At 64.8% G+C, this 21,709-nt stretch carries 18 protein-coding genes; 11 read left to right on the top strand and 7 right to left on the bottom strand.

Going from position 1 to position 21,709, the window contains the following annotated elements:
• Positions 1–113: 113 nt before the first annotated feature.
• Positions 114–1,025: a phosphatase PAP2 family protein gene (locus ACIQTZ_RS07425; protein WP_402978975.1), complete on the bottom strand. Its 912-nt coding sequence runs from the start codon at positions 1,023–1,025 to the stop codon at positions 114–116.
• A gap of 156 nt (positions 1,026–1,181) precedes the next feature.
• Between ACIQTZ_RS07425 and ACIQTZ_RS07420 the strand changes: the two genes are divergently transcribed.
• From ACIQTZ_RS07420 to ACIQTZ_RS07405, 4 genes are read left to right on the top strand one after another with little or no spacing between them, the layout of a single operon-like run.
• Positions 1,182–2,600, top strand: a complete 1,419-nt coding sequence (locus tag ACIQTZ_RS07420) for an extracellular solute-binding protein (protein ID WP_402978972.1) — start codon at positions 1,182–1,184, stop codon at positions 2,598–2,600.
• On the top strand, positions 2,597–3,547 hold the full coding sequence (locus ACIQTZ_RS07415) for a carbohydrate ABC transporter permease (protein ID WP_402978969.1): 951 nt from the start codon (positions 2,597–2,599) through the stop codon (positions 3,545–3,547). Before ACIQTZ_RS07420 ends, ACIQTZ_RS07415 begins: the two co-directional genes overlap by 4 nt.
• Positions 3,548–3,555: 8 nt before the next feature.
• Positions 3,556–4,428 (top strand): carbohydrate ABC transporter permease, encoded by an 873-nt coding sequence (locus ACIQTZ_RS07410; RefSeq protein ID WP_400328691.1) that lies wholly within the window; start codon positions 3,556–3,558, stop codon positions 4,426–4,428.
• A 29-nt stretch (positions 4,429–4,457) separates the two neighbouring features.
• Positions 4,458–5,831 carry a glycoside hydrolase family 32 protein gene (locus ACIQTZ_RS07405; protein WP_402978966.1) on the top strand — a complete coding sequence of 458 codons (1,374 nt, stop codon included), beginning with the start codon at positions 4,458–4,460 and terminating at the stop codon, positions 5,829–5,831.
• Between the two features lie 142 nt (positions 5,832–5,973).
• Here ACIQTZ_RS07405 and ACIQTZ_RS07400 read toward each other — a convergent pair whose 3' ends face one another.
• The gene (locus ACIQTZ_RS07400) at positions 5,974–7,023 is read right to left on the bottom strand and encodes a LacI family DNA-binding transcriptional regulator (RefSeq protein ID WP_402978963.1); all 1,050 of its coding nucleotides are present in this window, start codon (positions 7,021–7,023) and stop codon (positions 5,974–5,976) included.
• Positions 7,024–7,090: 67 nt separating this feature from the next.
• Positions 7,091–7,711 carry a DUF2510 domain-containing protein gene (locus tag ACIQTZ_RS07395; protein ID WP_400328703.1) on the bottom strand — a complete coding sequence of 207 codons (621 nt, stop codon included), beginning with the start codon at positions 7,709–7,711 and terminating at the stop codon, positions 7,091–7,093.
• 104 nt (positions 7,712–7,815) lie between these two features.
• Between ACIQTZ_RS07395 and ACIQTZ_RS07390 the strand changes: the two genes are divergently transcribed.
• From ACIQTZ_RS07390 to menD, 4 genes are all read left to right on the top strand, one after another.
• On the top strand, positions 7,816–8,427 hold the full coding sequence (locus ACIQTZ_RS07390) for a hypothetical protein (RefSeq protein ID WP_402978960.1): 612 nt from the start codon (positions 7,816–7,818) through the stop codon (positions 8,425–8,427).
• Between the two features lie 60 nt (positions 8,428–8,487).
• Positions 8,488–9,474 (top strand): o-succinylbenzoate synthase, encoded by a 987-nt coding sequence (locus tag ACIQTZ_RS07385; protein ID WP_402978957.1) that lies wholly within the window; start codon positions 8,488–8,490, stop codon positions 9,472–9,474.
• 99 nt (positions 9,475–9,573) lie between these two features.
• Complete coding sequence (locus ACIQTZ_RS07380) at positions 9,574–11,664, top strand: PhoX family protein (RefSeq protein ID WP_402978954.1); 2,091 nt, start codon at positions 9,574–9,576, stop codon at positions 11,662–11,664.
• A 183-nt stretch (positions 11,665–11,847) separates the two neighbouring features.
• Positions 11,848–13,557, top strand: a complete 1,710-nt coding sequence (menD, locus tag ACIQTZ_RS07375; protein WP_402978951.1) for a 2-succinyl-5-enolpyruvyl-6-hydroxy-3-cyclohexene-1-carboxylic-acid synthase — start codon at positions 11,848–11,850, stop codon at positions 13,555–13,557.
• Between the two features lie 300 nt (positions 13,558–13,857).
• Here the strand turns inward: menD and ACIQTZ_RS07370 are convergent, their stop codons facing one another.
• From ACIQTZ_RS07370 to ACIQTZ_RS07355, 4 genes are all read right to left on the bottom strand, one after another.
• Positions 13,858–14,640, bottom strand: coding sequence for an amino acid ABC transporter ATP-binding protein (locus ACIQTZ_RS07370; RefSeq protein WP_402978948.1), 783 nt, complete (start codon positions 14,638–14,640; stop codon positions 13,858–13,860).
• Positions 14,641–14,651: 11 nt separating this feature from the next.
• Entirely contained in the window at positions 14,652–15,443 is a 792-nt protein-coding gene (locus ACIQTZ_RS07365) for an amino acid ABC transporter permease (RefSeq protein ID WP_397324438.1), read from the bottom strand.
• A gap of 99 nt (positions 15,444–15,542) precedes the next feature.
• A complete protein-coding gene (locus ACIQTZ_RS07360; protein WP_402978945.1) occupies positions 15,543–16,337 on the bottom strand; it encodes an ABC transporter substrate-binding protein in 795 nt (264 codons plus the stop codon).
• Between the two features lie 158 nt (positions 16,338–16,495).
• Complete coding sequence (locus ACIQTZ_RS07355; protein ID WP_402978942.1) at positions 16,496–17,845, bottom strand: isochorismate synthase MenF; 1,350 nt, start codon at positions 17,843–17,845, stop codon at positions 16,496–16,498.
• A gap of 91 nt (positions 17,846–17,936) precedes the next feature.
• Here ACIQTZ_RS07355 and ACIQTZ_RS07350 point away from each other — a divergent pair, with 91 nt between their 5' ends.
• From ACIQTZ_RS07350 to ACIQTZ_RS07340, 3 genes are read left to right on the top strand one after another with little or no spacing between them, the layout of a single operon-like run.
• Positions 17,937–18,707, top strand: a complete 771-nt coding sequence (locus ACIQTZ_RS07350; protein WP_402978939.1) for a demethylmenaquinone methyltransferase — start codon at positions 17,937–17,939, stop codon at positions 18,705–18,707.
• An 11-nt stretch (positions 18,708–18,718) separates the two neighbouring features.
• Positions 18,719–20,062 (top strand): geranylgeranyl reductase family protein, encoded by a 1,344-nt coding sequence (locus ACIQTZ_RS07345; RefSeq protein ID WP_402978936.1) that lies wholly within the window; start codon positions 18,719–18,721, stop codon positions 20,060–20,062.
• Between the two features lie 9 nt (positions 20,063–20,071).
• Positions 20,072–21,175: a polyprenyl synthetase family protein gene (locus ACIQTZ_RS07340; protein ID WP_402944913.1), complete on the top strand. Its 1,104-nt coding sequence runs from the start codon at positions 20,072–20,074 to the stop codon at positions 21,173–21,175.
• Positions 21,176–21,709: the final 534 nt, after the last annotated feature.

Raw genomic sequence — 21,709 nt, 5'->3', positions numbered from 1 at the left:
CTGACGATTAATCAAACGATTGGATTAATCGTATTCCAAGAGAGGCCCTGTCGCCATGGGGAGTTCTGATGCGGGCGCGCCGGAGAGTGAAAGCTGCCACCCGGCGTCGTGCGTTAACGCTTCCTGGCCGCCAGCCCGAAGAGCCACATCCCGCCCAAGGCGGAGAGGTATCCGGCGATCGCTATGAATGCGGTCCCGGCCCAGAAGTAGTCGGTAGTGCTGTCTGCGCTGAGGCCCGGCATTACCTGGAGCAGGGAGTAGGCAGCCACGGCTCCGGCCGCCAGCAGGGCAGCGAGTGTGAGGATAGCCCACAGCCTGGACGAGGCCCAGTGCTCGCCGTAGCCGCGCCACACATTCCAACTGTTGCCGGAGCGCAGAATCAGCCATCCGGCAGGGAGCATCACGATGCCGACGACGAGGAAGGCGGCAACCACGTCGGCAGGGCGGTGCCACTGGTTGATGAGCGTGGACACGCCCGTGGCGACGGCGAAGGTACTGCCCAAGAAGCCTGCGAGGGGCCGCCAGCGCGGCGAAACCATCAGGAACACTGCGGCCGCGGCGGAGGCTGCCAGGGTGGTGTGGCCGGACGGGAGCGAGTTCATCTCCAGCGTCTGGACGCCGCGGTCCGGACGGTCCGGGATGAGGAGTTTGAGGACTTGAGTGGCGATGTTGGCGGCGACGCAAGCGACGACGGCGATGCTCGCGGCTGTCCAGCGTCGGCGCGCGATGGTCACGAACAGCACCACGAGCGTGGCGATGATCAAGGAGGTGACGGGCAGGACGTCCAGGAATCCCGTGGAGGCTTTGCCTGCCGTGCCGCTGAGTTCGGTGGCTTCAACAAGGGCTGACTCGTCGATGAACTGGCCAGCGGTGGTGCGGACGAAGAAGTAGTACGTCGCTGCCAAGCCAACCATGCAGGCGAGGGTGATGAGGCAAAACAAAAAGCCCGTACCGGCGCCTGCTGGGCGCTCCTGGCGTGGCCGTTTGCTCGACCTCCCGCTGACGCGGAATTGCTGGGAACTCATTCTCTCTACCCTGCCACAATTCGCTGGATGCCTCATGTGAGTCCGCTGTGCCCGCGAGTCCCGAAAGTGAGATCCACGCAACATTCCTGTAACGCTTGACACGTGTTAGGTGACAGGTCTAGTGTTCCTAACACGTGTTAGGGAAGGAAATCTACAATGCCGGGAACCAACGGGGCTTTGCGTCAATTCACACGCAGAACCGCCCTCACAGCCCTCGGTGCTGGGATCGTCGGAGTAACGGCGGCGTCGTGGCCGCGACTGACCGGAACAGACATTCCAGGCCGGGGAGACAACAGCCTCAGCATCGCCATCATGGGCACCGCCGCAGACGCCGCAGCCCGCCAAAAGGTAGTGGACGCCTTTGCCAAGGTCCACCCCGAAATCAAAGTGAAGGTCCAGGCCATCCAGGCCGTGGACTGGAAGGACTTCTTCACCAAGATCCTCACCATGGTGGCAGCAGGCACGCCGCCGGATGTGGTCTACGTGGCCACCGAGGGCGCCCAGCTCTTCGCCGAGAAACTTGCCCATCCGTTGGACGAGTACCTCCGCCGGGACGCGGAGGACATGAAGGAGTACTTCCAGGACGTCCATCCGAGCCTGGTGGAAGCGTTCATGTACAAAGGCAGCCTGTTCCAGCTCCCCATCGACTGGAACGCCGCCAACATGTATTACAACGCCACGTCTCTGCGGCAGGCAGGCCTGGAGCGGCCGGCCGACAACTGGACGCACACGGACTTCCGCGCCACTCTGGCCGCGATGAAGAAGGCCAACCCCAAGGACTTCACGCCCTACTACTGGACCAACCGCCTCTTCGGTGGAGTTGTGCCCTGGCTCTACGCGAATGACACCAGCTTCCTCAAGGAAACCAAGTCCGGCGGCGGCGAATGGCTGTGGGACGGCTTCTACGCCAACGACCCCTCCCGCAGCCTCCGCTCCGGTGGGTATCAGTGGCTGGAACCCAACGCGGACGATCCCCGCGTCTTCGAATCCTTCGACTACCTCCGCGGACTGGTCAAGGACGGGCTGGGCGTACGCCCCGAGGAAGGCGGCGGCAGTTCGCTGATCGGCCTCTTCGCCTCCAACCGGATAGGTACGACGCCGGCCGGCGGCTATTGGGTGCAGGGCCTCCATGAGGCGGGGATGACTGAGGATGCGTTCGACGTGCAGTTCTTCCCCAAGTGGCGGACCCAGCGTCACCAGTTCGGCACCGCCGGGTACGCGATCATGAAGACCGCCAAGGACAAAGACGCCGCCTGGGAATGGGTGAAGTTCAGCTCCAGCCTCGAGGCAATGCAGATCGTTTTCCCCACGCCGAACACCACACCCGCGCGGCGTTCCATGGTGAACGAACAGCTCTACGCGGGGACCGGCCCACGCCATTGGAAGGTCTTCTACGACACCCTGGACAGGTTCCCCACCACAGGGCCCATCCCGGCGCCTCCCCAGCAGGCCGCCGTCGAAACCGCGCTCATGAAGAACGTGTCCCTTGCCGTCAGCGGCGACGAACGCCAACTCAAAGATGCGCTCAACTCCATGCAGCGTGACCTCGAACTGGCCCTGAGGAGGCAGCCATGAGTACCGTCACCCGTAACCCAGCGGGCACCGGCCGTGCTCCGTCCCACAAGGGTGGTCCGGCGTCCAGGCGCGGCCGCGTCCAACAGCGTTGGCTTCCGTGGGCGTTCCTGGCCCCCACCATCGTGGGCATGGGCATCTTCACCCTGTTGCCAATCGTTGCGTCCGTGGCCCTTGCGTTCCTCCGCTGGGACATCATCTCGGCGCCGACGTTCGTGGGTTTCGACAACTTTGCCGAAGTGGTCCAGGATCCCACGGTCCGGGTGTCGTTCCTGAACACCATCGTCTTCGTCATTGTGGCTGTGGCACTCCAGCTCGGCCTGGCCCTGGGCCTGGCCATCATGGTCCAGGAGAAGCTCCCCGCCTGGCTCAGGGTGTTCTTCCGTTCCGCGTTCTTCTTCCCGCTGATCCTGTCCGCTGCCTCGGTATCCATCTTCATGCGCTACCTCTTCAACGAGCAGTTCGGCGTGGTGAATTGGCTGCTGTCCCTGGTCGGCATCCCAGCGGTACCGTGGCTGACCACGCCAACCGGGTCTGCCGCCGTCGTGATTCTTGTGTATGTGTGGCAGAACTTCGGGTTCTCGTTCCTGCTGTTCATTGGTGGCCTGGCCTCCATTCCAGTGGAAACCTACGAGGCCGCGTCGATCGACGGTGCCACCGGATGGCGCAAGCATTGGTACGTCACGCTGCCGCTCCTGAGCCCCGCCACGCTGGTGGCCTCCGTCATGGCCATCATCAACGCACTCCAAGTGTTCGACCAGCCCTACGTGCTCACCCGCGGCGGCCCGGGCGACTCCACCAGAACCGCCGTCATGGTGATCTTCGAGTCGGCCTTCCAACGCCTCGAATTCGGGCAGGCCTCCGCGATCGGCGTGATCCTGACGCTCATCATCATGGCCATCACGGCCCTGCAGTTCCGGCTCAGCAAACGATTCGTCTTCTACCAGTAAGGCCCGCCATGACCACCATTTCTGACCGTGTGAAAACCACGGCACCCGTAGTAACGCGGAAGAAGCGCGACTGGTCAGTGGCCGCCCGGGTTGTGGCCCTGCTGATCGCCGCCGTCTTTGTCCTGGGGCCGGTTCTCTGGACGTTGTCCACCTCGCTGCGACCGCCATCGGAATCGTTCAAACTGCCGCCGTCGTTCCTGCCGCTGAACCCGGACTTCACCTCCTACGGCCAAGTGTTCAAGCAACTCAACATCATTGGACTGGTGGTGAATAGTGCCCTGGTGACCGGCCTGATCGCCGTGGGCCAGATGATCACCGCAGCTTTGGCCGGTTACGCCTTTGCGCACCTGAAGTTCCGCGGCCGTGGAGCGCTCTTCTCGATCGTGCTGGCCACCATGATGGTGCCGGCCCAGGTGACGATCGTTCCCGTGTTCATGCTCATCCGCGGCGTTGGACTCTCCGACACGCTGCTCGCGTTGATCCTCCCGGCCATCCCGACGGCGTTCGGCACCTTCCTGATGCGGCAATACTTCATGGGGCTCCCGGGTGAGCTCGCTGAAGCGGCCGCGATCGACGGCGCCTCGCCCTGGCGGACCTTCCGTTCCGTGTATGCGCCGCTGGCCATGCCCGGCCTGGCAATCGTGGGCATCCTGGCGTTCAACTTCCACTGGAACGAGTTCTTCAGGCCACTCATCATGACCATCTCGGAGCAGAACTTCACCCTGCCCCTGGGCCTGGTCTCCCTCCAAGGCAACCTCGGCACCGGAAGCATCTCCGTAGTCCTGGCCGGCGTTGTCCTCTCCATGATTCCCGCGCTGGTGGTGTTCATGTTCGGGCAGCGTGCCCTGCAGGACGGGCTCACCGCCGGTACGGGAAAGTAGTTTCCCTCTCTCTTCGAAAGGCATTTCCAATGACGGACCTTGCAGTTGTTTCCTCCCTGGCCCAGGCCGCTACGCACCCGGATCCCGCGTTCCCGCGCTTCCACCCGCGGCCTGCCCAAGGCTGGATCAACGATCCCAACGGCATCAGCTACATCAATGGCCGGTACCACGTGTTCTTCCAGTACAACCCGTCCTCTGCGCGGCACACCCAGATCCACTGGGGCCACGTGAGCACTGCTGACCTGGTGAACTGGGAAGAGCATCCCGTTGCCCTGGCACCGCAGCCAGGCGGGCCCGACTCTGCCGGCTGCTGGACGGGTGTGGTGACCCTTGATAATGACGTTCCGACGGCGGCCTACTCCGGTGTTCAGGACCACGGCGGGCATTCCCAGGTTGTTATTGCCCGGGGCTCCTCGGACCTGGTGACCTGGACGCAGGACGGGCACGTTGCTGCGTCGATGCCTGCTGATTCCTCCGTGACCGCCGTGCGCGATCCTTTCATCTTTACGTTCAACGGATCCCGCTACGCCATCCAAGGTGCCGGACTCGCTGATGGACGGGCCGCTTTGCTGCTGTACACCGTGGACTCGCTGGATGATTGGAAGTACCAGGGCATTTGGCTGACGTCGGCCGACCCCGTCGCCGCTGGGCACACGCCCGCCGAGATCTGGGAGTGCCCGCAACTGGTGGAGGTGCCTTCATCCTCGGGTTCGTCCTGGGTGATGATGTTCTCGCTCTGGCTCTCCGGCGACGACCACGAGCACGCCAATGGCGTCGGGCATCTGATCGGTTCACTTACCTCGGATCCCGAGTCCGGGCTGCCTGTGTTTACCGCCGTTTCGGGTGGGAAATCGGATCTGGGCCGCGACTTCTACGCACCCCAAATCGTCCAGCTTTCGTCTGGCTCTGAGCCGGCGGCTTTGCTGTGGGGCTGGGCCAACGAAGGTCCCGGCCGTGACGGTCGGCGGGGCCGCACCCAGGATGAAATCGACGACGCCGGGTGGTCGGGTGTGCTGACACATCCTCGCCTTTTGTCCGTGGTTGACGGGGCGTTGGTTGTTGCCCCTGCACCGGAAGTATCCGCGTACCGTGGGTCCTTGGTGGCATCCGATGCCTCGGGCCCGGTTGCCGTTCCTGCATTTGCGGAGGTGCTGGTGGCCGGCACTGCCGGGACAGTTGAGCTGGTCCTGGGCTCCGGTATTGCAGAGCAGGTGGTTTATAAGGGAGAGTTCGCCGCAGGGGAGGAGCTCCGGATCTTCGTTGATGCCTCGCTCGTGGAGGTTTACTCGTCCAATTCAGTGGCCACCACGCTGCGGGCCTACCCTGCTCCCGGTGAATCCTGGACGCTCAACGTTCCCGCCGGCGCGACGGCCGATGTCTGGGAGCTGTCCCTCCCGCGCTGATTCCCTCCCGTTGTGGGGCCTGCTCTATTTGCTTCGCCAAGGTTTGATGCGTAGAGCGGGCCCCGCAAGCTCGGCCAGGGAACCAGGGCGGCGTAGGCCCTGCCAAGGAGTTGAGGCTTAGAGCAGGCCCCGCAAAGTGGGTTTAGCGGGGTGCTGGGCCTGTCGACTCGCGCAACACCAGGCGGCAGGGGACCATCGTCTCCAAGGTGGGCGCCGCCGTCGTACTTTCGCTTCCCTCGATGGCACCCAACAGAGCCGACATGGCCGCCCGGCCAATCTCGCGCAAGGGGAGCGCCATGGTGGTGAGGGCCGGGACCATGGTGCTGGCAATGCGGTGCTCGTCGTCGTAGCCCATGACTGAGAGATCACGCGGAATGCTCAAACCCAGGCGGGCGGCGGCGAGGGCTACGCCGACGGCCAAGCGGTCGTTGGCGCACATGATGGCCGTGGGGCGTTCCGCGGGGGCAACGCCGTCGAGGAGGCGCATGGCCCAGTTGAAGCCGTCGTTGATGTCCCAGCCCGCATGGGTGATGAGAGCCTCCCTGACGCCGAGGCTGGCTCCGACGAATGCGTCGCGGTAGCCCTGGACACGCAGGGGAGCCGCCGGGTCCACTTCCGCGCCGGCCAGCAAGGCAATGTCCCGGTGGCCGAGCTCCAGCAAATGTTCGGTGGCTTCGCGTCCGCCGGTGACCTCGTCCGGGATGACGTGGTGGATCTGCGGCTCCGTACGGTTGTCGTAGCAATTGGCCAGCACAGACGGCACACGCTGCATGCCTGGAGGGACATCGAGCGGTTTGAGGCCTACCGTGACGTACATGAGTCCGTCCACTTGGCGGTCCAGCAGCGTCTCGATGGCGCTCGCATCCCGGGCGGCATCGCGTTCGGTATCCATCACCACCGTGACGAAGCCATGGCTGCGGGCAACATCGTCCGCGCCGCCGATGATGTTGCCGTCAAAGGGGCTGACCACCACTTCGTCGGACACGATCCCGATGACGCGGGAGCGCTGGTTCCGGAGGCTGAGTGCGATGGCGTTGGGGGAGTAGTTCAGCTCCTGCGCTGCCAACCGGATGCGGTCCTGGCTCTCCTTGGCCACGTTGCCGTCACCGCGCCCGTTGAGGACCAACGAAACGGCGCTTCGGGAAACCCCTGCCCGTTTTGCGACGTCGAGTGCGGTGGCCTTGCGGTTCATGGTGGTCCTTTCCTGCGGCTAGGCAGCAGTCTACCTAACGCGTGTGAGGGAAGGCTGGTGCCCGCTCTTAGGCGTTGATCGAGTAGCCGATTTGCGAATAGATCTGGTTGAAGAAGTTCGCCATCCAGATGCCAAACACGATGAACGACACCACGATGGTCCCGATCATGACCCAGATGGGAGCCAGGCCGCGGTCCAGGGCGACCTTGCGGACAATGACGGTCCGGCCAATCACGTAGACCAAGGGGCTCAGGAAACACCAGGCCCAGTGGAAGGGACGGATCACCCCTGATTTGGTGAGCCGTTGATAGTCGAGGAAGGCGCAAAGGATGGTCACAGCCCAGATGACGAAACTTGAGATCTGGAGGAGGAAATAGCCGGGGGAGTAGATGGACGTGGGGTCGAGCGTCGTTGCGCCCGAGCGGGTGGTGATGAAGCGGAACTCCGGCTGCCACGTCAGGAGGAGAAGGATGGAAACCAAGGGAATGAGCACGATCGCCCAGATGAACGGGTTGTAGACCGGCGTCTGGTTGCTGATCAGTACGCGTTGAAGCGGCATGAACTGAGGGTGCGCGGGGGCCAGGTGCGGCGTCCACTGCACGCCGTCCCACCAACGCATCTGCTGCGGATTGGAAGGGTCCGGATACCAGCCCGGAGGCGTCGTTGAACCGCTGTAGCCCTGAGTCATGAGTCCCCCCTGAATGAGTGTCGAATCAGAGGATATCGCGGTTGTGGCCTCTCTCTTAGCAAGCGGTCCTCCCCATCGCGGTGAAGTCGGTGTATGCATGGAACATGACCTTCTTCGAGGACCTTCCTGTACCGCCAGAACGTCCACGACATACGCAGCCCATACCGCCTGCCTGGGTAGGGCCGCCAACGGATGAATTGCCCGGAGTGGTGCCGGTCAGCGGGTTCGTGCACAGCAGCAACCGCATGGCGTTGGCGCTGAAATCCGTTGACGTCTACTCCACCGGTTGTGTTTTGGACCTGGTTTGGACAGTCCGGCGCGGAGACCAGACAGCAGGGGAATGGCGCGAAGCAATGGACAAAGCACTCACACCCCGCAGTCCTTTCCAACAAGGGCTGGACGGATTGTTGGTGGGCGTGGGATATCCGAACGGCCGGAAGGTCTTCGCTGGACTGGTGGAGCCCAGCCTGGGAGGCGGAATGGGCGGCGATGTCACGGGGCCGGTCCTCACACCACTGGGAGGTGGCGGGTCCGGCGGCAACGACGAATTCCTGCAGGGCACTTCACGGTACTGGTTATGGCCGCTGCCACTGGACGGAGAAACCGTCCTGGTGGCCAGATGGGACGGCCTGGGAATGCCCGAGAGCTCCGTGCCGCTGCCCGTCGAGTTGTTCGCCGACGCCGCCCGCGCAGCCAGGAAGTTCTGGGTGGAGTAGATTTCCACATAGCGCGGCTGGCCCCATCCGCGCCAGAAATGCCGCCGGTACAGTGGCACTATGCTCCCTTCGCTTGAAGAACTTCAGGACTCCGCCTACGTCGTTTCGTTGCCCATGCGGGTCAAATTCCGCGGCATCATGCAGCGCGAAACGCTGCTGCTGAAGGGCCCACGTGGTTGGGGCGAGTTCTGTCCGTTTCCGGAATACGACGACGACGAATCGTCCCGTTGGTTGGCCGCCAGCTTGGAAGCGGGCTGGCAAGGATTCCCGGTTCCGCTCAGGGACAGCATTCCGGTGAACGCCACCGTCCCAGCCGTCGCCGCGGATCGGGTGCCCGATGTGCTCGAGCGGTTTGGACGCGTTGATGCGGTCAAGATCAAGGTCGCTGAGCGGGGCCAGGAATTGTTCGACGACGTAGCTCGTGTGGTTGCCGTTCGGGAAGCCTTGCCGGACGCCGCCATCCGGGTGGACGCCAACGGAGGTTGGGACGTGGAGCAGGCCGTCGAGGCACTGAGCAAGCTGTCTGCGGTGGGACTTGAGTACGCCGAGCAACCCGTGCCCACCATTGAGGGACTGGCAGAAGTGCGGCGGCGGCTCTCGGCTGCCGGAACACCCGTGCTTATCGCGGCGGACGAGAGCGTCCGTAAAGAAGACGATCCTCTTCGCGTGGCCCGTGCTGGCGCAGCTGACCTCCTGGTGGTGAAAGTCGCGCCGCTTGGGGGAGTGGCGCGTGCCCTGGACATCGTGGCCCAAGCCGGCCTTCCCGCCGTCGTCAGTTCAGCCCTGGACACGTCCGTGGGAATCCGCGCCGGATTGGCGCTCGCCGCCTCGCTGCCGTCCCTGCCGTACGCGTGTGGCCTCGGAACTGTTTCGCTCTTCGCTGCGGACATCACTCGGGACCCGTTGGTAGCGGACGACGGCGCCATCCGGCTTCGTGAGGCAGCGGCCGATCCGGAGCTTCTTGAGCGGTATGCGGCACCCGCTGACCGGCGCGATTGGTGGTTGGAGCGGCTGGCCCGGGTTCACGCTGTCCTGGCCTCTGCCTGACGCGGTTTGTTCACCGTTCCGTAACCAGAGCGTCCTCTCGGCTTCGAATTGCGCTGAAAGGCTCGGCGGGAACCTCGTAACCATTCTGGAAGGTCCCCCATGTCTGAAACCACCGGACGCACGTTCCCGCTGCTCCCCATGCTTGGCCACACCAAGGGCAAGCGCAGCGCGGTGACCTGTGCGCTCAAGTGCGACAATGCCTGCGCAGGCGATGTCTGCAACACCAGCTCCAACGGCTACTTTCGCGATATCGCCTCCACGGCCATGTCCCGCCGCGCCGCCCTGGGCCTGGGCGCCGCAGGTGCGCTCGCCGTCGTTCTCGGTGGCGCTGTCACCGGCGCTGACTCTGCTGTTGCCGACTCCGGCAATGGCCTGTCCGATGCAGCCAAGAAGGGCTTCGACAAGTCCAAGCTGAAGTTCACCGCCATCAAGCCCGTTGACTCCGCTGTTGACGCGTTCAAGGTTCCCGAAGGCTTCGACTGGAACCCGATCATCCGCTGGGGCGACCCTCTGTTCAAAGACTCGCCGGCCTTCGACCTGAACAACCAGAGCGCAGCAGCCCAGGCCCGCCAGTTCGGCTACAACAACGACTACACGGACATGCTGCCGATCCCGAACTCCAAGGATCGCCGCGCGCTGCTCTTCACCAACCACGAGTACACCAACGAGAACATCATGCTGCCGGTGGGCTTCGATGCCGCCGAGGCCCGCGCCATCGGCCGTGCCGCCCACGGTCTGGCTGTTGTGGAGCTTGAGCGCAAGAACAAGAACAAGCCGTGGAGCTACGTCCAGGGCGCAGCCCTTAACCGCCGCTTCCTGACGGACACCGTCTACGAGCTGACCGGTCCCGCCGCCCGCACCAACCTGGTGAAGACCATCGACGACCCCGCCGGCCGTTGGATCAAGGGAACCCTGGGCAACTGCTCCGGCGGTACCACCCCGTGGGGCACCATCCTCTCCGGTGAAGAGAACTTCAACGGCTACTTTGCCGCGCCGGGCACCAGCGACGGCGACAAGCGTTACGGCCTGTCCGCCAAGGCAACCACCCGTCAATGGGAACTCGACGAGCCTCGCTTCGACACCCGCAACTCCGGCTACGCCAACGAGTCCAACCGATTCGGCTGGATTGTGGAGGTAGACCCGTTCGACCCCACGTCCACCCCGAAGAAGCACTCCGCAATGGGCCGCTTCAAGCACGAGGGCGCCAACGTGATCGTCGCTCCCAACGGCCGCGTTGTGGCGTACATGGGCGACGACGAGCGCTTCGACTACCTCTACAAGTTCGTCTCCAAGGGCAAGTACCAGGCTGGCGACTCTGCCGCTGCCCGGAGGAACAACATGAACCTTCTTTCCGAAGGCGACCTGTACGTTGCCCGCTTCACCGGCGATTCCCCGGCCGCCGAGATCGATGGCACCGGCAAGCTCCCCGCTGACGGCGCCTTCGACGGTTCCGGCGAATGGTTGCCGCTGGTGGTCAACGGCCAATCCGCGGTCCCGGGCATGTCCGTAGCCGAGGTCCTGGTCTACACCCGCCTGGCAGCGGACAAGGTTGGCCCCACCAAGATGGACCGCTGCGAAGACGTCCAGCCGAACCTGCTCACCGGCAAGGTCTACGTGGCCTGCACCAACAACTCCGATCGTGGCAAGGCCGGCAAGGAAGGCGCCACGGAGGTCAACCCCCGCACCCTGAACCGCGATGGCCACATTGTGGAGATCACCGAGGCTCCGGGCCAGACCGGTACCAAGTTCAACTGGACCCTCCTGCTGGTGGCCGGCGATCCCGCCAAGAACACCTCCACCTATTTCTCCGGCTTCCCGGCGGACAAGGTCTCCCCGATCTCCTGCCCTGACAATGTGGCTTTCGACTCCGTGGGCAACCTCTGGATCTCCACCGACGGTGCCCCGTCCACCATCGGCTACAACGACGGTCTCTTCAAGGTCACACTGGAAGGTCCGGAGCGTGGCAAGGTGGAGCAGTTCCTTGCCGTCCCGCGTGACGCCGAAACCTGTGGCCCGATCATCCACGACGAGGAGCGCACAGTGTTCGTCGCCGTCCAGCACCCGGGTGAAGAGGGCACGTTTGAGGCCCCGCACTCGTACTTCCCGGACTACGTCGGCGCGGGATCCCGCCCGGCTGCCGGCTCCGTGCGTGCGCCCCGCCCGGCGATCGTCCAGGTGTTCCGCAAGTAGGCCAGTTCCGCGTAGGCGCTTCTCCAGCCCCCAGCCGGGGTGGAGGAGCGTTTCCGTTTAAGGGGTGTTTGGTGAGAGAGCGTCGGTGATTTCCGACGCTCTCTCACCGAATGGCCGTTTTCGGTGATCGCTCTCTCACCGTTCGGCCGCTTTCGGGCCGAGGGGCGCCCATAGACTGGGACGGTGACTTCCCAGGACTCTCTGACATCCATTGGCGCCGCCCGGGTTGCGGTATCCGCCCTGCTCGACGGCGGTGTGCGGCACGTGGTGGTGGCGCCCGGTTCGCGGTCGGCGCCTATGGCCTACGCCTTGGCGGAGGCAGAGGCTACGGGCAGGGTGATCCTCCACGTCCGGATCGACGAACGCGATGCCGGTTTCACGGCCCTTGGCCTGGCCCTGGCAACCGAAGCGCCAGCCGCCGTCGTCACTACGTCCGGGACCGCCGTCGGGAACCTGCTTCCGGCAGTGATGGAAGCCAATCACGCGGCGGTTCCGCTGATCGTTGTTTCGGCCGACCGGCCCGAGGAGCTGCACGGCACCGGGGCGAACCAGACCACCATCCAACTGGACCTTTTCGGCGATCACGTGAGGTTCGCCGTCGACGTCGCCGCCGGGGACAACCCGCAGCGGGCCGTCACCACGGCGCTTTACGCGGCCACCGGTGCGCTGGAAGACACGCCGCCCGGGCCCGTCCAGGTGAACCTCGCCTTCCGGGACCCTCTGGTGCCGGAACCCGACGACGCCCTGCCGCCCGCCGCGGGCCATGGCCCCTTCCATTACGACGCCGGTCCGCAGGCACTTGATCTTCCAGCAGCACCCAGCGACCTTCCGGAAAGAAACACCGTGGTCCTCGCGGGCCACGATGCCGGGCCGGTAGCGGAAGCCTTCGCCCGGGCCCAGGGCTTGCCGTTGCTTGCGGAACCTTCGTCGAACGCCCGCTTTGGCCCGAATGCAATCGGCCCGTACCGGTTGCTGCTCGAGCACTTCGGCCCCGGCTCTCCGACGCCCATTGACCGCGTTGTCCTGTTCGGCCGTCCCACGTTGTCCCGTCCGGTCAGCGCACTGTTGGCCCGTGAAGGCATCGAGTCCGTGATCTACCAGCCCGTTCCCGTGGCGTGGTACGACGAAGGCCGCCGCAGGGAAACGCCGATCGAAACCCTGCCGGAACTAGCGGAGTTCGCGGGCCGTGGGTCAGCCGAGTGGCTCGACTCCTGGCTCCTCGCGGGCGCCGCCGCCCAGCACTCGCTCGACGGCGTGCTGGCCGGCGAATCCGCTGCCAACGGACCGTCGGTCGGCGCAACGGTGTGGGAACATGCCCGCGGCAAGCTGGTGCTCGGTTCCTCCAACGGCATTCGCGATGTAGACCTGGCCGGGCAACCCCACCCCGATCCTCTTGCCACGGTTTACGCCAACCGCGGCCTCGCCGGCATCGACGGCACCCTCGCTACGGCTACCGGCATCGCCCTTGGCAGCGGCCGCGAAACCACGGTTCTGCTCGGTGACCTGACCTTCCTGCACGACGTCGGCGGTCTGCTCCTCGGCCACGGCGAACCCACCCCGGACCTGCGGATCGTGGTGCTCAACGATGCCGGGGGAGCCATCTTCGGCCTCCTCGAACACGGTGTGGTGGAAGACTCAGGCGCCTACGGCACCGCCGTCGAACGCCTCTTCGGAACCCCGCACTCAGTGGACATCGCGGCACTCGCGGCGGCGTACGGCGTCGGGCACAGCGCGGTAAGTACGACGGCGGCACTGGCCGAAGCGCTCAAGGCACCGCTCAAGGGACGCACCATTGTGGAAGTGCGCGTGGACCGGGCGGGCCTGCGGGGACTCCATGCGCGGATCAAGGAAGCCATCCACGCAGCGGTGGGCAAGGTCCTCACGGCAGGCTAGGAATCGACCGCGCCCGTTTCCGCCGTCCGCGCCCGTAACCTCGGGGGCGCGAGGCGCGAAAGGGTGCGCCGCGGGCGAGGCAGGGGTGCGCCGGGCGGGAGTGGGTGCGTCAGGAACGATCGCAGGGTACGCCGGGGGGGAAGCTGGGGTGCGCCGGGCGGGAGTGGGTGCGTCAGGAACGATCGCAGGGTACGCCGCGGGGGAAGCAGGGCTGCGCCGGGCGGGAATTGGCGCGCTAAGAAACACGGAGGGCGGCACCCGATTGCGGGTGCCGCCCTCCATGGTCGCTGAACGGGGGATTTAGTCCTCGACGACGTCGATGTGCGTCGGGTCCAGGACGCGGCGCAGGAATTCCTTGGTTCGCGGCTGTGTGGGGGCGCTGATGACCTGCTCGGCCACGCCTTCCTCCACTACAACGCCGCCGTCCATGAACACCACGCGGTCGGCCACTTCGCGGGCAAAGCCCATCTCGTGCGTGACCACCAGCATGGTCATGCCTTCCTGGGCCAGCTTGCGCATGACGGCCAGGACGTCGCCCACGGTTTCGGGGTCCAACGCGGACGTGGGCTCGTCGAAGAGCATCAGCTGCGGATCCATGGACAACGCCCGGGCGATGGCAACGCGCTGCTGCTGGCCACCGGAAAGCTGGTCCGGGAAGCGATCGGCAAGGTGCCCCAGGCCAACGCGTTCCAAATTGCGTCGGGCCACGTCGGCGGCCTCGGACTTGGACCGCTTGAGGACCTTGACCTGCGAGATGGTGCAGTTGTCCAGGACGCTCAGGTGCGGGAACAGGTTGAAGTGCTGGAACACCATTCCCACGCTCTGGCGCATGCGGTTGAGGTCGACATCCGGGTCCGTGGCCTCGAACTTGCCTACGTTGATGGTGCCGGCGTTTGGCTGCTCAAGCAGGTTGACGCAGCGCAGGAGCGTGGACTTGCCCGAACCCGAAGGACCGATCAGGCAGACCACCTGTCCGGGCTCGACGGTCAGGGAGATGCCCTTGAGGACCTCATTGTTGCCGTACGACTTGCGGAGGTCCTTGATGTCCACGCCCGCGGCGCGGACTGTTGCGGAGTTGGTCATGACTGTCCGTCCTATCGCTTGGTCCGCGCGGAGCGGCTTTCGAACTTCCGGGCAAGGAGGCTCAAGGGGATGGTGATCACGAGGTAGAACGCGCCGGCCACCAGCAGCGGGGTCAGGCCTGCGCCCAGGCTGGAGATGCCGTCGCGGCCGAATTTGGTGAGCTCGTACTGGGACGCAGTGAGGCCCAGGACGTAGATCAAGGACGAGTCCTTGGTGAGCAGGATGATCTCGTTGGTCAGCGGAGGCAGGACGATCTTGAAGGCCTGCGGGATCACGATCGAGACCATGGCCCGCCAGTGCGGCATGCCGAGGGAGCGGGCGGCTTCCATCTGTCCCTTGGGAACAGCCTGGAGGCCGGCGCGGAGGGTTTCGGCGATGTAGGCCGAAGCGACGATGCCCAAGGACACCATGACCACAATGTTGACGTCCCACTGCACACCGAAGGCCAGGGGCACGCCGTAGCCGAAGGCGATGAAGACCAGCAGGGCCGGAACACCGCGGAAGAACTCGATGTAGCCGGTGGCGATCCAGCGGTAAAGCGGGAAGGAGGAGAGCTTCATCAGGGCGAGCAGGAGGCCGCCAGAGAGGCCCACCACGAATGCCAGTGCAGTGTAGATGAGGGTGTTCTTGAGGCCAACCAGGAAGATTCCCGGGAACATGGGGCCGATCTTGGCGAAGTTGAAGACGCTGTTGCCAATGGTCTTCCAGTCCACGGCGATGATCACTGCGGCCACAGCCACAACGAAGATTCCGGCCTGGACGTAAAGACTGACTCTGGCTCGTTGACGTGCAGTCATTGCCATGGTGTTCTCACAATCATGTTGCGCAGCGGGGGCCCCGAACCGACTGCTTAACAGAGAGTTACGGGGCCCCGCTTGCGTGGATATCGGGAGACGGTTGCCTTACTTTGCGGCTTCGCCGAACCAGGTGGTCTTGAACTTTGCCAGCGTTCCGTCGTCCGTGAGGCGCTTCAGGGTGGCGTTCACGGAGTCGGCCATGGCGGTGTTGCCCTTCTTGATGGCAATGCCAAGCTTCTCGCCGGTTGCGTAGTCCTCGATGCGCTTGATCTTGGAGTCATCCTTGATGGCGTAGCCCAGGACGGACTGGTTGCCGACGGCGGCGTCGATGGTGCCGGCCTTGAGGGCCTGGACCAGGAGACCGGAGTCCTCGAACTGCTGGGCGTCGATTCCCTTGTCCTTGGCGTACTGGGCGCCGGTTGTGGCCTGCTGCACGCCCACCTTCTTGCCCTTGGCGCCGTCAAGGTTGCTGATGCCGGAAGCGGTGGAGGCCACCAGGGTCAGGTCGTCATCCATGTAGGGGCTGGAGAAGTCCATGACGTTCTTGCGGACATCGGTGATGGAGATGGAGGAGATGGAAACGTCGCAGCCAGTGAGGGCCGTGCGGGTTTCGATAGCCTCGAAGGAGCTGTCCACCACGTTGAGTTCGGCTTTGAGGTCCTTGGCAACTTCGGCCGCGATGTCCATGTCGAAGCCGACGTTCTTGCCATCCTTCTGGAACTCGAAAGGCTCGTAGGGGATGTCCGAGCAAACGGTCAGCTTGCCGGTGTTGATGAGCTGGGGGCCCGAACCTGAGGCGGCCGGAGTGGAGGAACCACCGCATGCGGTCAGGGCCAAAGCACCTGCTGCGAGCACGGCGGCCATCTTGGTACCGGACAGAACCGAACGGGAGATCTGCATATTTTTACCTTTTGTTGCAGTGGATGCTGGACTGAGTCGGTCTTTAGTGTAGTACCGAACGTGAGATGTGCATCACAGGAAACTAAGTTTCACTATTGGATAACCAGTTTAGCGAATATGCAAGGGGGGTTGGAGAGTCCCGGTCTGGAATCCCAGATTCAGCGGCGGATGCCGAGGGCTTCGAGCATCGGACGGAACTTGGCCCAGGTTTCGGCCAATTCAGCTTCGGGCTGTGAGCCTTCAACGATGCCGCAGCCCGCATACAGGCGCACGGTGTTGGCGTCCTCGATCACGGCTCCGCGCAGGGCGATGCCCCACTCGCCGTTGCCTGCCGCGTCCAGCCAGCCGACCGGACCTGCGTAAGGTCCTCGGTCCAGATGTTCCAGTTTCCTGATCAGTGCGCCGGCAACCAAGGTGGGTGTTCCGCACACGGCTGCGGTGGGGTGGAGGGCGTTGATCAAAGCGAGGCACGTAGGCACATGGCCTTCGATGTCCGCCAGTTCGGCCTTCACGTCCGAGGCCAGATGCCACACGTTCGGCAGTTCCAGGATGAAGGGTTCGCTGTGCGAGTTCATCGCTTCGGAGAACGGGGCCAGCTGCCGGGTCAGGGAATCGATGGCGATCTCGTGTTCGTGCCGCTGCTTCTCCGACCCGGCCAGCACGCGTTCGGCGTATTCCATGGGGGAGCCGTCGATGCCCTCGGCGTCCCTGCGGTCGAGGGTCCCGGCCAGCACGCGGGCCTGGGCTGTGCGGCCCTCCACCTGGATCAGCATCTCCGGGGTGGCGCCCACCAAACCGTCCACGCCGTACGTCCAGCATTCCCGGTACCGTGCCGCGAGTTGGCGAAGCACCTCCGCGGCGTTGACCCCTGCTGGAAGGGTGGCAACGACGTCGCGCGCCAGCACCAGCTTCTCCAGCTTGCCGGCGCGGATTTCCTCCACACCGTTGGTCACCGCTTCCATCCACGCTGCTTCGGTAAGCGACCCGTGCCCAAGCGAGCCACGCGAACCGTTGAGCGCATCAACCTCGGGTGAGTGCCCGACGTCGGAAGTTACGACGGCGGGTTCGTCACCGTAGGTGCCGGAGAGCCAGCGCTCCACGGTGGCCAGTACAGTCGCCTCGGTGAGGGGGCCGTCGTCGAACGTCAGCTGGGTGGCCCAGGCGCGGCCGTCGCGGATGCCGACCACGAGTTCCGGCAGGATCAGGCGTGAAACATGCGGCGAGGTCTTGGAAAAAGCGAAGGAGCCGAACGCCACCGGCCCCGTCCCCGGCAGCTCAACATGGTCGGTGATTTCGGCCTCAAGAATGAGGTGCCGCCACCAGATATCGGCCTCGAGGAAACGCTCCGGACCGGTGGTACTGAAGCGGGTCAGCTCCCCGTATCCCACCAGGCCAGCCTCGCGGCGGGACCAGCACAGAACGTCGTCCCGCACCAGAAACGACGGCAGCCCCCCGGAGGATGAATCGACATCGAGGGGGACTGTCAAAGTGCGGAGCGTGCTGGTCATGATGGAACAACAGTACTCCCGGGCGCAGGCAGAACCCGCCCCTTCTTCTACAGCGCAGCAAACTTGGCTGTTTGTCTGAGACAATTGACGGGTGAACCGAGCATCCTTGGAAAAGCGTCCGGACGAAGTTGCGACGATGTTTGACGATGTCGCCCCTAAATACGATGTTGTCAACGACGTCCTCTCCATGGGGCAGACGCGGCGGTGGCGCCGGATCGTGGTGGATGCCATGGACGTGAAGGCCGGGCAGCGCGTGCTGGACCTGGCTGCAGGAACCGGTACTTCCAGCGAGCCCTACGCCGACGCCGGTGTGGATGTTGTGGCCTGCGATTTCTCCCTGGGGATGCTCAAGGTTGGCAAGCGCCGCCGCCCGGACATCGACTTCATTGCCGGTGACGCCACCAATCTCCCGTTCGCGGACAACAGCTTTGATGCCTCCACCATCTCCTTCGGCCTGCGCAACGTCGTCGAACCCCGCAAGGCCCTCCAAGAGATGCTCCGCGTGACAAAGCCGGGTGGCCGCCTGGTCATTGCCGAGTTCTCCCAGCCGGTGGTTCCGCTGTGGCGCACCATGTACACCGAGTACCTCATGCGTGCCCTGCCGGCCATCGCCACCAAGGTTTCCTCCAACCCGGACGCCTACGTCTACCTCGCCGAATCCATCCGCGCCTGGCCGGACCAGGACCACCTGGCCCAGTGGCTTGCCGACGCAGGATGGACGGACATCACTTACCGCAACCTCAGTGGCGGAATCGTCGCAGTGCACCGTGCGCAGAAGCCCGCCGAACACCGTGAAAGCGTTCCCGTGGCCAAGCTGCGCCGCCAGATCAAACCGCGCCGGACGGGCGCACAGTCAGGCTGACTTAGGACACCGTGAAAGTACTGATAGTTGGCGCGGGCCCCGCAGGGTCCACCGCCGCGTATTACCTGGCCCAGGCTGGCATCGACGTTACGGTCCTGGAAAAGACCTCTTTCCCGCGCGAAAAAGTGTGCGGGGACGGGCTCACTCCAAGGGCTGTCCGGGAGATCCAGAAGCTTGGGTTGCCGCACTCCGTTGAGGACGGGTGGCGCCGGAACAAGGGCCTCCGGTTGATCGCCGGTGGCCGCACCATCGAGCTGCCCTGGCCCGAGGTCTCCGACTTTCCCACGTACGGACTCATTCGAACCCGCCTCGGCTTCGACGAATCCCTCGCCCGGCACGCGGAGGCGGCAGGCGCCGTCGTGCTTGAACGCCACAGCGTCACCACCGCACTGCAGGACGACGACGGCCGCGTCATCGGCGCGCGCGCCGCGATCCTTGACGAGTCCGGACGCAAGACGGGGGAAACGTGCGACTTCCTTGCCGACGTCGTGCTCGCCGCGGACGGCAACTCCACGCGGACCGCAGTCTCGCTGGGAATGCATAAGCGCGACGACCGGCCCCTCGGTGTGGCCGTGCGCACCTACTTCACCTCGCCCCGGCACAACGACGACTGGATGGAAGGCTGGCTGGAGCTGCCCGGCAAATCCGGCAAGCCGTTGCCCGGCTACGGTTGGGTGTTCGGCGTGGGCGACGGCACGTCCAACGTGGGCCTCGGCATCCTGAACTCCTCCAAGGAATTCGGCAAGCTCGACTACAAGCAGGTCCTTCGTGAGTGGACCGCCGCGATGCCGTCCGAATGGGGGTTCACCCCGGAGAACCAGGTGGGGGAGATCCGTGGCGCCGCGCTGCCCATGGGCTTCAACCGCACCCCGCACTACTCGCCCGGGCTGCTCTTGCTGGGCGACGCCGGCGGCATGGTGTCCCCGTTCAACGGCGAGGGCATCTCCTACGCCATGGAGTCGGCACGGTTTGCGGCGGAGTTCCTGATCGATGCTTCCTCCCGTACTGCCTCTGCCGGATGGAACACGCACGACGCCGATGTGCACCTTTCGCGGTACGCGGACTATGTGCGGGACCAGTGGGGTTCGCATTTCACGCTCGGACGGGCCTTTGCTTTCCTGATCGGCAAACCCGCCGTGATGAAACTCGCCCTGCGGACCGGCATGCCCATTCCCGTGCTGATGCGCTTTGTGGTCCGGCTGCTGGCCAACCTCACGGACTCCTCGGCGAAGGGCTTCGAAGACCGGGTGATCCGGGTCCTGGAAATGCTCGTTCCACCCACGTCCAACACTTCCTCCACCCGCCCGTTTGCAGCGGCAGGGTCCGACACCGCGGTTTCCGCACCAACTAGTTAGGGTTAACCCGTGACGAACTCTGCCGAACACAGCTGGACCCATGCCGGGCACGGCCTGCCGGACTCCAACGAGCCCGCCCCCAACACCACCGCGATCGCAACGGGCCTCCAGCTGCCCGCCGGCTTTGCCGCCATCGCAGGCGACGCCGAGCTCGGCCCCGCCATCACCACCAACCTTGCCCGCGTGGAGAAAAAGCTTCGCGAGGCCATCTCCAACTCGGATCCGCTGGCTGACGCAACGTCGCGCCACCTGGTGGAGGCCGGCGGCAAGCGCATCCGTCCCTTGCTGACCCTGCTGTGCGCCCACCTTGGCGATGCTTCCCGTCCCGAGGTTGTCCAGGCCGCCGTCGTGGTTGAACTGACGCACCTGGCCACGCTGTACCACGACGACGTCATGGACTCCGCGCCCTTCCGCCGGGGAGCCCCGACGGCCCACGAAGTATGGGGCAACTCCGTCGCGATCCTCACCGGCGACCTCATCTTTGCCCGCGCCTCCATCCTGGTGTCCGAGCTCGGTTCCCGCGCACTTGGCATCCAGGCCCGGACCTTCGAACGCCTGTGCCTCGGCCAGCTCCACGAGACCGTTGGTCCCCGCGAGGACGAGGACGCCGTGGACCACTACCTCTCCGTCATCGCGGACAAGACGGGGTCCTTGGTTGCGGCTTCGGGCCAGCTCGGAGCGATTTTCGCCGGTGCTGCTCCTGAGTATGAGGACGTCCTGGTTGAATACGGCGAAAAGGTTGGCGTTGCCTTCCAATTGGCTGACGACGTCATCGATGTCACCGGCGTGAAGGTCAAGTCCGGCAAGTCCCCGGGTACCGACCTTCGCGAAGGTGTGCCCACCCTTCCCGTGCTGCTGCTCCGCCGTGACGCTGCCGCTGGGGATGCCTCGGCCGTCGCTTTGCTTGAACTGGTGGATGGCGACCTGTCTTCCGACGCTGCCTTGGCTGAGGCTGTCGCCGGCCTCCGCGAACACCCCGTCACCGCCGAGTCCTGGAAGATCGCCCGCGAGTGGTCTGCCGAGGCCGTTGCCGCCCTGGCCCCGCTGCCGGAGGGTGTCGTGAAGTCCTCCCTGACCAACTTCGCCCACGCCGTGGTGGACCGGAGCAGCTAGCCTTTCTTCTGCGTTGAGGCAGGCCTCTGACCCTCCGGGGTTGGTGGCCTGCTTTTTTGTTGGTGTCGTGTGCCGTCGCGACCCGCTTTGGGTGGGCCGGTGGGTTGCGGGGCTCGGTTTTGCGGCGTGTCTTCGGCTGTCGGCGTCAAAGTTGGTCGTGGCGGCACACGACGACGGCGGTGCTCGGCTTTCGAGGCACATCACGACGGCGGTGCTCAGTTTCGGTGGCTTCCGTCTGTGCCGCTGCGACCCGCTTTGGGTGGGCGGGGGCTTTGAGGGGCCCGGTTTTGCGGCGTGTATTCGGCTGTCGGCGTCAAAGTTGGTCGTGGCGGCACACGACGACGGCGGTGCTCGGCTTTGGAGGGCACAGGGCGGAGGCACCTGGCTTTGGTGGCTTCCGTGGGTGCCGCTGCGACCTGCTTTGGGTGGGCCGGGGCTTTGAGGGGCTCGGTTTTGCGGCGTGTCTTCGGCTGTCGGCGTCAAAGTTGGTCGTGGCGGTACACCACGACGGCGGTGCTCGGCTTTGGAGGGCAC

Origin of the sequence: Paenarthrobacter sp. NPDC090520, from assembly GCF_044769205.1 — a bacterium.
Classification (GTDB): domain Bacteria; phylum Actinomycetota; class Actinomycetes; order Actinomycetales; family Micrococcaceae; genus Arthrobacter.
The sequence above is the reverse complement of the archived record's forward strand: the minus strand, read 5'-3'. Positions and strand labels throughout refer to the sequence as shown.